Source organism: Aliivibrio sp. S4MY1 (assembly GCF_028765545.1).
Classification (GTDB): Bacteria; Pseudomonadota; Gammaproteobacteria; order Enterobacterales; family Vibrionaceae; genus Aliivibrio.
This window is the reverse complement of record NZ_JARACP010000002.1, coordinates 60,309-72,600: the sequence shown is the minus strand read 5'-3', so window position 1 is coordinate 72,600 and position 12,292 is coordinate 60,309. Positions and strand designations below refer to the sequence as shown.

Annotated in this window: 11 protein-coding genes; 8 read left to right on the top strand and 3 right to left on the bottom strand. The window is 38.8% G+C overall.

The genetic code is table 11. From position 1 onward, the window contains the following. Positions 1–280 precede the first annotated feature (280 nt). The 4 genes from PVK71_RS02830 (at position 281) to PVK71_RS02815 (ending at position 3,150) form a co-directional block, all read left to right on the top strand. Positions 281–1,747: a peptide MFS transporter gene (locus tag PVK71_RS02830; protein ID WP_274417816.1), complete on the top strand. Its 1,467-nt coding sequence runs from the start codon at positions 281–283 to the stop codon at positions 1,745–1,747. A gap of 173 nt (positions 1,748–1,920) precedes the next feature. Further along, positions 1,921–2,265 (top strand): rhodanese-like domain-containing protein, encoded by a 345-nt coding sequence (locus PVK71_RS02825; RefSeq protein ID WP_274417817.1) that lies wholly within the window; start codon positions 1,921–1,923, stop codon positions 2,263–2,265. A gap of 133 nt (positions 2,266–2,398) precedes the next feature. Beyond that, positions 2,399–2,935 carry a hypothetical protein gene (locus PVK71_RS02820; RefSeq protein ID WP_274417819.1) on the top strand — a complete coding sequence of 179 codons (537 nt, stop codon included), beginning with the start codon at positions 2,399–2,401 and terminating at the stop codon, positions 2,933–2,935. A 68-nt stretch (positions 2,936–3,003) separates the two neighbouring features. Beyond that, positions 3,004–3,150, top strand: coding sequence for a hypothetical protein (locus tag PVK71_RS02815; protein ID WP_165366802.1), 147 nt, complete (start codon positions 3,004–3,006; stop codon positions 3,148–3,150). Positions 3,151–3,204: 54 nt separating this feature from the next. Here PVK71_RS02815 and PVK71_RS02810 read toward each other — a convergent pair whose 3' ends face one another. After that, the gene (locus PVK71_RS02810) at positions 3,205–4,011 is read right to left on the bottom strand and encodes a crotonase/enoyl-CoA hydratase family protein (RefSeq protein WP_274417821.1); all 807 of its coding nucleotides are present in this window, start codon (positions 4,009–4,011) and stop codon (positions 3,205–3,207) included. Positions 4,012–4,228: 217 nt separating this feature from the next. Between PVK71_RS02810 and PVK71_RS02805 the strand changes: the two genes are divergently transcribed. Beyond that, positions 4,229–4,465 (top strand): hypothetical protein, encoded by a 237-nt coding sequence (locus PVK71_RS02805; protein ID WP_130043487.1) that lies wholly within the window; start codon positions 4,229–4,231, stop codon positions 4,463–4,465. Positions 4,466–4,685: 220 nt separating this feature from the next. Here the strand turns inward: PVK71_RS02805 and PVK71_RS02800 are convergent, their stop codons facing one another. Further along, positions 4,686–6,545, bottom strand: coding sequence for a 3'-5' exonuclease (locus tag PVK71_RS02800; protein WP_274417823.1), 1,860 nt, complete (start codon positions 6,543–6,545; stop codon positions 4,686–4,688). 219 nt (positions 6,546–6,764) lie between these two features. On the opposite strand from PVK71_RS02800, the gene PVK71_RS02795 reads away from it, so the two are divergent. Beyond that, positions 6,765–7,892: an HNH endonuclease gene (locus PVK71_RS02795; RefSeq protein WP_274417824.1), complete on the top strand. Its 1,128-nt coding sequence runs from the start codon at positions 6,765–6,767 to the stop codon at positions 7,890–7,892. Between the two features lie 69 nt (positions 7,893–7,961). Then, the gene (locus PVK71_RS02790; protein ID WP_274417825.1) at positions 7,962–9,662 is read left to right on the top strand and encodes a class I SAM-dependent methyltransferase; all 1,701 of its coding nucleotides are present in this window, start codon (positions 7,962–7,964) and stop codon (positions 9,660–9,662) included. 17 nt (positions 9,663–9,679) lie between these two features. Here PVK71_RS02790 and PVK71_RS02785 read toward each other — a convergent pair whose 3' ends face one another. Next, positions 9,680–10,726 (bottom strand): alpha/beta hydrolase, encoded by a 1,047-nt coding sequence (locus tag PVK71_RS02785; protein ID WP_274417826.1) that lies wholly within the window; start codon positions 10,724–10,726, stop codon positions 9,680–9,682. 553 nt (positions 10,727–11,279) lie between these two features. On the opposite strand from PVK71_RS02785, the gene PVK71_RS02780 reads away from it, so the two are divergent. Further along, positions 11,280–12,233, top strand: a complete 954-nt coding sequence (locus PVK71_RS02780; RefSeq protein ID WP_274417827.1) for a hypothetical protein — start codon at positions 11,280–11,282, stop codon at positions 12,231–12,233. Positions 12,234–12,292: the final 59 nt, after the last annotated feature.

Sequence of the window (12,292 nt, the reverse complement as noted above, 5' to 3'; positions counted from 1 at the left end):
GCTCTGATAATAGCGGCAAGCATATAGACATCCATCGATGCTCAACAGGAACCTGCTGTTAAAGGCAATAGAGAAAAATTGCGCTGTTAAGGTGGACGAAATGTTCGATATGAACTCCGTCCCAACATGACTATCATATTTGAAAACTTATGTTACACGGGATTTGCCGCAAATATCTTGGTGTTTTTATGGTTGCTGTGTATGTTTAGCCAATATTAGTGAATAAGTACCAATAGATAAATAATTGATATTTATTTGGGCAACCGTCATAGGGCAGCAGATGAACACGATCAAACAACCTAAAGGGCTATTCCACATTATTGCGATACAAATGTGGGAGTTTTTCAGCTATTACGGCATGCGCTCTTTATTGATCCTTTTCTTAACCGAAAAGCTATTAATGTCAGATCAACATGCTTACGCCTTATATGGAGCCTATACCTCACTGGTATACGTAACGCCAATCATAGGTGGTTACTTAGCAGATAAATATTTAGGTAACTATTGGTCAGTGATCTTAGGTGGCTTATTAATGGTCGGGGGACACTTTGTTCTCAGCATTCCAAGTGGCGATCACACCACACTTTATATCGCACTATCATTAATTATCTGTGGCTATGGATTCTTTAAAACCAACTCAAGCTGCTTACTGGGCGAGCTATACCAAACCAAAGAACAAGAGCACGGACGTGAAGCTGGCTTCTCTATCTCTTATATTGGTGGCAACATCGGCTCAATGATTGCCCCTATCTTATGTGGTTTTGCCGCCATGAAATGGGGCTGGCACATCGGCTTTTCATTGGCAGGGGTAGGAATGCTTATTGGTTTGGGCGTATTTATCTCAGGGCATAAAAACTTTGCCCATGTAAGCCAACCAAACTTTACTGCACTACAACAAAAAAGCGCAGGCATTCCGCACTGGTCTTTACTGATCATCGCCATTGCCGTCGCCACATTAGGTTTGGTATTTGTACTTAAAAATCTATGGGCAGGCTACATCTTGTTCGTGATTTGTTTTATGTCAGTGCTGCATATCATTGGCCTGTATCGTAAAAGTGATGCAGAAGATCGCCAAAAACTAAACTCCATCATGTACTTCATGCTCTTTGGTACCGTGTTTTGGGCCTTTGATCAACAAGGTGGTAGCTCAATCAGCTTATTCATCGAGCGCAACATCAACACCAATATTGGCGGTTTCACCATTCCAACTGCGTTCTTCCAAGCCATTAACCCTGTCGCGGTGATTATTGGTGGTACCGCCGTCGCATGGTTATGGAAAATATTAGACTCAAAAAGCATTTCAGTAAGAACGCTCACTAAATTGAATATGGGCCTTTTGTTATTAACCGCAGGCTTTAGCTTAATTACCTTGTCGTCAAAACTAGCAATGGCAAGCGGCGAGACAACCTTTGTTTGGTTAATGGTTGGCTTATTGTGTATTGGTGTTGCAGAACTGTTTATTGACCCAGTTGCCCTTGCTGCCATTACTCGCTTAAATCCACAAGGCGCAACAGGCACATTAGCGGGTATCTATATGCTTGCAGGGGGCTCTGTGGCCAACTACTTAGCAGCAGATATCGCACAGTTCACTTCAACCAACACAAGCACTAACGCAGATGCATTAGATCTGATTGTCTCTGCAACGCAATACCACCACGTATTCCAAAGTATCCTATTTGTGACTGTCGGTGTATTTGTATTAGGTTTGATTGTGGATTTCAAACACCGTAAACAAGCAGCAATGTAACTTATAGCCATTTTACTCTATGGATATAAAAGCCAGTGTTATTCCTTTTGATTAAAGAGAATACGCTGGCTTTTTTGATCTAGCCTATAAATACGATGAGCAATCTATGTGAAAACACACAATCCAGATTAAAATAAAGGCAAATTTTACTGAGCATTTTAAAAGGACAATAAATGAAAATTAAAGCGGGATTATGTCTACTACTATCAATGCTGTCTTTTACCTGTTGGGCATCAGAGCGCAGTGAACAAGCGTGGGCTCTTATCGAGCAAGGCGCATTATTAATAGACGTACGCACCCCAGGTGAATTTAGCCAAGGACACCTAACCGACGCCGCAAACTTGCCATTAAGCACCGTTGAAACCGCCTTTGCTAATATCGATAAAGACACGCCTATTGTGGTGTATTGCCGCAGTGGTGCGCGCTCAGGTAGAGCGATGAGCTACTTACAACAAGAAGGCTATACCCAAATATATAATGGTGGTGGCCTAGACGAAATGTTATCGACTAAGCCGTAAACCTCAGCTACCACCCTCACCAAAAGCGTTGTCTGTTTTTAAACATAGGCAGCGCTTTTTTCTTTAATGAAGATTGTACCTTTAGTATGGTACGATGATTTTGTTAAGAGATTTTACATTTGGGGTAAAGTTAGTGGACATACAGCAAGATCTTCAAGATACGGTTTTATTTTTACAGCAATTTATTGATCAAGTAGATTTGGGTCTTAGTGTACAAGCTTTAAGTGATGATGATTTTGAGAGTATTGTTCGAGATAACAGAACAGTACTTAATTGGCTTGGCAAGCATGGACATTACTTACATAAAGACTCTTTTCATTTAGGTTTTCGATTAGTTTCTGAATCGCAAATTGATGGAGCAATGCTTGGTGTTTATGCTGCTTTAGATGGACATTTATATATTTTCCTTATTGAATCGCTAGTCAGAGAAAATAGAAAGCATCCCTTGAATGGAAGATTGACAACTCTAGTTGTTATTGCAGCAACTTACTTTCTAGCATTAAGAGAAGAGAGTATTGGTGTATATGTAGTCCAACCACATAGAGATTTGATTCAACACTATGAGCAGTTTGGTTTTGAAGTAACATCAGGTGAAGATTTAGCAATGTATGCGAGTTATGAATCTTTGCAAGATGCTCAGCAGCGAATAATGACTGAGTTGTTAGGCTAAACTTAAATCTTCATTCCTAAATGTACTTAGGCTATAATATAACCATATAGAAGTTCTCTGGAGGAGCCATGAACAAAAAAAATACTAAACGTTTATCTGCTCAGGATATGCGCAAGTTACTCCTAAAAAATGCTAAGACATTGATGTCTGATAAGTATAGAACCTCTGCACCAGAGTTATCTGGTGAGAAGAAACAACAAGTAGTTTGCTCATAATTAAATGTATATACAAACTTATGTGGAGAGTTAAATATGCTACGTTTAGCTAACTCACCAAAAGCGTTGTCTGTTTTTAAACATAGGCAGCGCTTTTTTCTTTAATGCATATTGCGCCTGCATAAAATTCTTACCTACTAAAATACGCACTTGGCTATAAGTCTCATAAGCCAAAAGCTTCCATCTAGGCGCCGTCCAATAACGGTTGTAAATATGCTTAATTGCCGCAATCGCATCAGGCGACGTCTGCGCAAACTGTTTACTTAACTCAATTGCCGCCTCTAATGGTTTGTCGTTAATCTCAGTAATAAGCCCATGATGCAACGCCGTTTTTGCATCTAACTGCGTCGCACACATACTGAGCCTCATTGCTTGGTCTTTAGGCATAATCTCCCTAAGCGTTAAAGACCCTGCCATATCAGAGGTTAGGCCCATTTTTGACTCCATAATCGACAAGTTAGCGCGAGAAGACGCAATTCTAAAATCAGCCCCAAGTGCAATTTGAAGCCCAGCACCCCAACAATACCCATCAATCGCCGCAATCACAGGCACCGAAAGCCCACGCCAATTGGCACTCACTTGCTGTGCCTTATTCGCATTGCCCGGCCAGACTTTTAACAGTAATTTAATCGCTTGAGATTTTTGTTTCATGATCGACTTAAAATCCAAACCCGAACTAAAATTATCACCACTGCCGGTTAAAATTACCGCCCTAATGGTGTGATCACGCTTAACTTTGCGGCTAACATCAATTAACTCCTCAAACATAAGATAATTGACTGCATTTAGTTTCTCAGGGCGGTGCAAGCGAACAATCAGAATATTATCCTCTTGTTCAACCTGAAGATGCTGGTAGTTCATACAAATCCTTTTAATGTTTCAATCCCACCACCAGTATAGTTAAAAAGCCAAAAAGAGCAGGATAAGCGTGATAGATATAAGAGATAGAGCACGAAGCATTGATCTTTGCCATAAAGTTGTGAAAGTTGCTTCACTATTGCTTGACCAGATTAGCGCTTACAACTAAATTTAGAAAAAAGGAAAGCCCATCTGGTATAAATACGGGGTCAGAGGCGATATGAAAGTAGAAGCAATTGGTAAAATTCAAACTGAATCAATAGAAAGAGACAGAAGCCAAGAAGAGCTAAAAAACAGCATAAGTAACATGAAAATGCAGAACGAAGGCGTGTATGATCAACAAGCCATCAACTTCGCCATGAAGCGTGGAGAATTAAGAGAGAAAGAAATCGAATCCAGAGCTAATCGATTAAAAGTTTACATGGATCAACAGCGAGCGCTAAACAATATCGCCTAATCTTAATGACTAAGAAACAATCTCTCGTTCTTAGTCATTAAATTAACCATCACAACTCTTATCTCAATCTAAGCATCTTGCAAAGAAGCACCCTTCGGGCAACCTGCTTTATCTCGCGAATTGGCATTACGCTCATACTTCGCTACACACCAATGGCTCAACCAAGCCACAAAACGCTTCGCTGTGTCTTGGCCCTACGGGTCACAATCAGGGCTAGGGGTTATGCATTTATAGTAGCGGCAGCCTCAAGGCTTTCACTTAACTCATTTTCTTTATGATAAGTAGTTAATAAATTATGAGTTGCGCGGGTCATACCCACATATAGACGACGAATATCTTCTGATCTATCGCTGCTTTTTTTAGGAATATTTGATGAGTTTAGAATGACAACTGTTTTAAACTCAAGCCCTTTACTACTTGGTATCGGTAGAACATTAACAACATTTGTGCTTGGGTTGTATTTTTTCTTATATTCAGATTTAGCGAGCAAAATATAAGGAATATTTTTAGCTTGTAATGCTTCAGATACTTTTTGTCCAATGTGTTTACAAGGATAAATAATGGCAATATCACTCCACGCATAACCATTTTTCTGCCAATGGACTAAACATTTTATTGCATATTCAACTTCTTGGTCCATTGTTGAAAACTTTTTAACAACAGGATGCGTACCAGTAATTCCAGCTGATTCGGGGTGAATTAATGGGATTTCTTTGGCGTCTGAATTTTCAAAATATTGCTTAGCAAAATTATATGAGAAAGACAGGATCTCTCTTGTATTACGATAATTTAAACGTAGTACAGTTGTTCGACCTTGAGCCTGAATACCAACGCTTGCTAGGCTAAAATCTAAATTATTTTTCTTTTTATAGATTGATTGAGCATCATCATAAAGCAGTAATAGAGAATTAGTATCAGGATCAATCATTTGAGTAACTAACGTAAGCCATTCAGCTTCAAAATCATGCCCCTCATCAATTAATAATGCTCCGTATTGTCCTTTTGGAATATCTCCTTTTTCAACACCATTAATAACGGTCTCTACTTGTCGTTCCCAATAGGGTGCATCACCTTTAATGACATCTAAATGATAGGTTTTGATCTGTTGCCCACACCAATCGTGAAAATGATAAACCTGAACTTGTCCTGAAATACCCTTTTCATCAATGAAACTGCGTAATCTTGCCGCTAACGTAATATTAAAACAGAGGACAAGAATTGGCTTTTTTAACTGTTCAGCTAAATGTAAACAGCGGTAGCCTAAGATCAGTGTTTTTCCAGAGCCAGCTACGCCATGAATAACACGGTGTCCGTCGCCTAAACTTCGAGCCAATTGCTCTTGTTGAATATCCATAATTTTAATGATGTCGGGAATATAGGCATTGGTGTTTACTGATTCGTCATCACTGTCTAAAGGTAATAGAGTTTGTTGCTCAGGGCTTGAAATACGAATTTCAGGGAAAAGGTGCCAACGGATTCGATCTACTTGAGGTAATGTTAATTTGTTCCCAAACTGATAATTAAACATATGCCACAGCTTCGATTGAAAAAGCTCAGGATCTATTGTGCTTATCATTTCATCTTTACAGATAACCAAATGATGAGGGAGTATCGAGTCTTGCGCCTCTAATGGAATAGCTCTGTCTAATTGCATTCGAGTAATATTGGTCAATACAACACCATAACCGTAAGGAAGGCATAAGTTGCCTTTGTATTTCCCTTCTTGGTTAATGAGTAATTTATCGCGTTTAAGTTTATCAATTACTTGGTAGCTGCATTGACGAACTTGCTCAATAGGATTACTGGTTGTTTCAATGCCTTTAGGAGTTAGCAATTCAACCCGAGCAGCATCAATACTTTTTATAGTATCGAGCTTCCAGTCTTTAACTTCAAGAAATAGTAACCCACGAGCAGGATGCAAAATGATAAAGTCTGGGTAGCGACGCAGACGCCCTACAGGAATATCATACCAACATATATAATCATCCTCTAACAAGCTCTCTAGCCGTTGTGCTAAACGTTTTTCGCCTGATGTCATTTTTGATAAACAGGTATTTAATGTTGGTATTAACTCAGCCATGTACTACTCAGAATAAGAATTTTGGCCTGATTATAGGGTAATATTCTATTAAGAAAAGTGATGAATAACCAAATAAAGTAACTTTTTGATTTAGTGATGCTTTTCATGTTTTTTTTGTTTATTTACGATAAAATCAGTACATTATTAATAAGTTTAGAATATATAGGATTATTAATCTTATGCTTTTAATCTAACTTAAATCTCTTTATAGGATGAAGTATGTCTGTTGAGTATTATGTAGACAAGTTCCGTAATTTAAACATGAATAGTAGTAAGGGAAAGAAAAGCCCTCATAAAGTATGCATGTTACTTGCTGTTATGGATTTAATACAAGCGGGCTACATCTATGAGAATAAAATTAAACTTGATACTACTTTGAAAAATCGGTTCACATATTTTTTTAATGAACGTAAACAAGGTCAAGATAGAGATACTCCAGAAAACCCTTTTTATCATTTAAAAAGTGAAGGTTTTTGGCATTTATCTTACCAAGAAGGTATTGATGTTTCCCTGATTAAAGGGTATTCAAATAAAGCAGTTGATTATGCTTATTTGGATTGTGAGCTTTTTGATTACTTAAAAAGTTCAATAGTAGTTAATGATTTTAAAGATGCGTTAGTAGAAAATTTATCAGACTTAACTGAGCTTTATATTCAATGGCTTATTGATATTGGTAAATCTGAGAAAACAGCGAAGAATTACTCTCAAGCGATTCGTGGGTCTATTTCTAATTGGATGGTACAAGAGGGGCTTATAGATGCGCCATTAACTGAGGTGAAGTCTTTTCGAGAGTTTTGCCGTCTTTCAGAAAGTGCTCGTTCGCTTGAAAAATTTAAAGAATTTAATGCTAGAGGGAACAGTATGTACAGTGCAGCATTAAACTCATATCAACATTTTCTTTCTGATTTATCCCAAATAGATGTAAAAGCAGATATTCAAGAGATTTTTGAGAATACAAAATTAACCCAAACTGAAAAATCAATAATGGTCAACACCAGAATGGGACAGGGAACATTTAGAAAACAACTTATAGAGATGTGGAAAGGATGCTCAGTAACTGGATATAAAAATACACAGATGTTGGTTGCGTCGCATATTAAACCTTGGCGAGACGCTAATAATGATGAACGGCTAGATAAATTTAACGGTTTGTTATTGCTTGCTAATTTAGATAAAGCTTTTGATCTTGGATTTATTTCGTTTGAAAATTCAGGAAAAGTAATGGTTTCTAGTCACTTGGAAAAACCAGAAATATTAGGTATTACTGACGGAATGTCTTTTCATGTAAATCGAGAACATGAAAAATATTTAAAGCATCATCGAATGACTTTATTTAAAGGGCGATAATAGAGCCTATACTAGAAATATTTTCAAATTGAAACTCTCAATAGGCTAACAAGGCAGTACATAGCACTTATGAAAAACATTCAATTTTATAATCAACATTCAGAAGAACTACTTCAAAATTACACATCAGTAACGTTTGAGAAAGTTCATGCCAGTTGGAAGTTATTTTGGCCATTTTCTGGTGAGAAAATTCTGGATGTCGGGGCCGGTATTGGTCGAGATTCCAAATGGTTTTTAGATCAAAAGTGTACGGTTATTGCTTTAGAACCCGCAAAGGAAATGCGAGATTTAGGCAAAAAACACACAGGTGAACAAGTGCAATGGTTGGATGATTCATTACCTGAATTGAGTCACACCATCGGATTAGGCATGCGCTTTGATGTCATTTTGGTTAGTGCTGTTTGGATGCACATTCCACCAAGTTCACGTGCTCGCGCTTTTAGAAAACTCTCAAATCTTCTTGCTCCAAATGGACGCTTGGTGATCAGTTTACGTCATGGTGATTTCACTGATGGTAGAAGTTCGTATTCATGTTCAATTGATGAGTTAGCTCAATTTTCAAAAGATGCTTGTTTACACACGCGATTAGTTACCGAAGCTGAGCCTGATGCATTAAAGCGTAGCGAGGTTAAATGGCAAACGGTTGTGATGAGTTTACCTGATGATGGTTTTGGTGATCTTAATAAAGTTCGTCGTATCATTGTTAATGACAGCAAAAGCTCAACCTATAAACTAGCGCTACTGCGTGTGTTATTGCGTATTGCAGATGCTCATTCAGGCTGTGTGTTGGATCGCACTGATGGTGAAGTCTCCATTCCATTAGGGTTAGTCGCACTGTATTGGATTAAAGCGTATAAGCGGTTAATTGATGTCGGTAATATCCAACAAAATAGTAATACCCAAAAAGGCTTAGCATTTATCACTGAAGATGGATGGAAAAAACTGGCTCATTTATCGGCTGATGATTTAGCGATTGGTGCTGTATTTTGTGGGGAAGAAGCGAAAGCCTTACAAAAAGCAATGCAAGCAACGATAAAAACCATGAAAGATGGGCCAATTAATTTTATTTATTCGGGCTCTTCAAAAGACAAAAAGCATGAATTTTTAACTGTTGCGCCACCTAAAAGACGTCAAATAGAATCCAGTATTGTGCTTGATTCTACCTTCTTTGAAAGCTTTGGTTCGTTTGTGTTAAAGCAAAACCTTTGGGAATGTTTCCGTCTTTATTATTCTTGGATTGAGCCATTAGTTGTGAATCAGTGGATTTCTGAAATGCAGCGATTTGAGGCGAACAGAGAGAATAATATAACGCTACAAACGTACCATGATTGTTTAGTTTGGTTAGATAAAAAGCATGATACCAATAGGGTGCGCACTAAGGTTGAAAAACTGAGAAATAATAACCAGGTAATTAATTGTGTTTGGAGTCATCAAGCGTTGAAAGGTGAGTATCATGTTGATCACTGTTTGCCTTTTGCTCATTGGCCGAATAACGATCATTGGAATTTATTACCGACATGCAGTAAGTCAAATTTAGAGAAGCGAGATAGAGTCCCTTCGTTATCGAGATTAGATAAAGCCAAACCAGCAATTATAGAATGGTGGCAACAAGCGTGGGATGAGCCTAGTGATCAGCAACGATTCTTTAATGAAGCCTCGCTGTCATTACCAAATATCCCCCCTCAATGCAGAGATTTTGAGGAGGTATTTGATGCAATGGGATTTCAAATCAAAGGGGTTCAGAGTCGCTTATTAGTTAGAGAATGGTAATACTCAGTGGGAGCAACTTACTCCCACTCTTTAATCCTACGTCTTTCCTTCTTGGGTATACCTGTCTTCTTTACTGTTAATCTTAGCTCTCCATCTACTCGCTCTCTTGTCGGTATGGCTAATCTATCGATATCACCTTGTAGGGTGTGGGCTAAATCTTCGGCAAAATGCGTGCAGTGAAAGTGCCAAGAGTGTGTCCAGTTACCTATGTGCTTATCTTCATTCGGTTGTATTAACGCTTGCCAATGGTCGCCACAGTTTACGTTAACCACATTACTTGGTGCATCATCGGGTAGGCCAACGCGTCCGCAGCGTGGGGCTAAGCCTGCTCGCTTTATGTTTGATATTTTTAAGGCGTTATCAAAAGGGCTTTGGTAATTGGTTATGCGACTGGCTTGGGCAAACAGAGGTTTTGATTTGTTATCATCATGGCTGAGTGATTGTCTGGCAATGTCTCCACCTATAAAACACACTTGGCTTACGTTCCAGTGAATGCGCTGTAGGCTGCGGTTTTTACTGGCTTGGTAAAAGGCCTCTCGTATCACATAAGCGCCTGTCGAGTGACCCAGTAAATGCACATCAATATCACATTGGTTTTGGTGCTCTTTAAGTTGATTTATCGCCAGTGGGGTAATACCAGCCGTTACCAATTTCAGTGCGCTTTGGTAGGCGTCCATTCTGTCTTCAAGGTAGTTAAGTGTATAAGTAGCGCAGGGCCAATCAAAGCTGACAATAGTGCCTGTAAACCCATGCTGTTTAAGGTGCATATCCAACAATTTATGACGTTGAATAACCTCTTCTTGGCTGTTGTTATAACCATGTGCAAAGAACAAAATATTGCCAGTTTTAAAGTCTGCAAGTGGGTGCTCACTTGGGTGGTGTCCATTGGTGGCGTTTTGGGTTAGCTTGGTTATCCACTCTGCTTGTGAATATTGATGGCTGTTAATATCGGGGGTTTTGGCATAATCAGGCAAGATCAAATAATGATCATCGCCGGGCTCGTTGGTATGGCGCTTTTGGGTGGGAGTGGTTTCAATGTGTCGCGTACTTAATATGAATATCACTTAACATCCTTATTGCATTCTATCGGGAGTTACAGAATAGGTGTTTTCTTTTATCAAGATAGTCTGGTAACAAAAAGTTGCGAATGAGTATTAATTGAGAGGAAATAAAATGTGCAATTGTCTTATTTTTAAGAGTCACCTATTCATTTTTATTGTTATAAATATCATTAGGTTAAAAAATGGTTGGGTTTGTGATCTGAGATCGCGTATTTGTAAGTAAAATATTTAATTTTGAAAAGTGATACAGCATAATGCCGTTTATAAAGAAGGTAGAGTCAATACTTTAAAAATAATAATAATAACCCAGAAAAAATACAAAATAGTATTACTGGGCTGGGTGACATGGCTTAATTAAATAGAAAGGGTAGCAGAATGCTTAATTTGAGTGGGCAGAGTTCATTCATGATATTTATGGGATTCTTAATCGTAGGGTTGGCGGTAATCATCATTCCAATGGCAATACACACGTTTCGTATATTAAGAGAAAAAGAGTAATTTCTTAATACGCAGTATCAGTTAAACTAGGGCTTTCTTTTTTAGATCGGAAGCCCTAATGTCTCACTATTCACTTATCGATATTCCTTTTAACCTCAGACATACCTGTTGGTTTTGTGGTGAGCCTTCGTTCGATCTCCTCTCTTTTCCTAAATTGTCGCATCAAGTTCGTCAGATAACCCATCAACCTATTGAGTTGCCTGCATGTAAAGAGTGTTTGGCATTGCCATCGGCTGGGGTATCTGAATCTATCTGGTCGTTCCGTGATCAAATTAAACACGCGTTAATGAACAAGTACGCTAAGCATCTGGGCATTGGTTTGCAATGGACCAAAGAAGAGCTAGAGGCGTCTGAGTTTCATGGAGCGATACTTGAAGGCTTTGGTAAAAGTGCATGGCCTATGTATGAAATTGCTAAAGCGCGTGTTGAATACACAGGGTGGGATTTAGCGGTAGATGGCGAGCCTTTAGATGGGTATGACGAAAGCTGTGGTTACGAATTTAATGGCGTGCGTTATTTAAGTATTCAGGCGTGTATTGAGTACCATGTAAAAGCGATGTCGTTGGATTTGGTGTTGCTAGAGACCTTGATTGAAATTGTCGGCTCTGAGCGTTTTGCTTATGCGCTGCGTATTGCTGAGTTAAACCGCGATGTGTCTTATAAAGAGCGTTTAGCTATTATTGATGAGATAAAAAACCAAGAGCAAGATAAGGACGATCTTCGTGAATTGAACGAGGCCGAAAAACTAAGTACAACGCTTCCTCTTGTGGCTGTTGTGATGGATGAAGCAACTGCTCAGCCAGAAGCTATCGAGTGGGCGATTACCCATTCATGCACTACATTAGAGAGTTTAATTGAGCAAGAAGATGCGTTTTTTGATGCGTTCGAGCATTTAGGTGGACCTACGGCCTTTGCCTTGTTCGATGGTTTACAGTGGTATTTGGCGGCGCGTCGAGATGCGGTATGGTGTGAAGAGAGTGATCCTAATGATGAGTTTTGGCGTCAAGTTTAGCTCTGCATCATCAATTGATATTTAACGATATGATACGGCCCCTGTAATTACAGAGGCCG

What these genes read in the sequence shown, in the direction of transcription:
- PVK71_RS02780 (WP_274417827.1), top strand. Translation starts at nt 11,280, where the DNA reads ATGTCTCACTATTCACTTATCGATATTCCTTTTAACCTCAGACATACC.
- PVK71_RS02825 (WP_274417817.1), top strand. Translation starts at nt 1,921, where the DNA reads ATGAAAATTAAAGCGGGATTATGTCTACTACTATCAATGCTGTCTTTT.
- PVK71_RS02805 (WP_130043487.1), top strand. Translation starts at nt 4,229, where the DNA reads ATGAAAGTAGAAGCAATTGGTAAAATTCAAACTGAATCAATAGAAAGA.
- PVK71_RS02815 (WP_165366802.1), top strand. Translation starts at nt 3,004, where the DNA reads ATGAACAAAAAAAATACTAAACGTTTATCTGCTCAGGATATGCGCAAG.
- PVK71_RS02795 (WP_274417824.1), top strand. Translation starts at nt 6,765, where the DNA reads ATGTCTGTTGAGTATTATGTAGACAAGTTCCGTAATTTAAACATGAAT.
- PVK71_RS02830 (WP_274417816.1), top strand. Translation starts at nt 281, where the DNA reads ATGAACACGATCAAACAACCTAAAGGGCTATTCCACATTATTGCGATA.
- PVK71_RS02810 (WP_274417821.1), bottom strand. Translation starts at nt 4,011, where the DNA reads ATGAACTACCAGCATCTTCAGGTTGAACAAGAGGATAATATTCTGATT.
- PVK71_RS02800 (WP_274417823.1), bottom strand. Translation starts at nt 6,545, where the DNA reads ATGGCTGAGTTAATACCAACATTAAATACCTGTTTATCAAAAATGACA.
- PVK71_RS02790 (WP_274417825.1), top strand. Translation starts at nt 7,962, where the DNA reads ATGAAAAACATTCAATTTTATAATCAACATTCAGAAGAACTACTTCAA.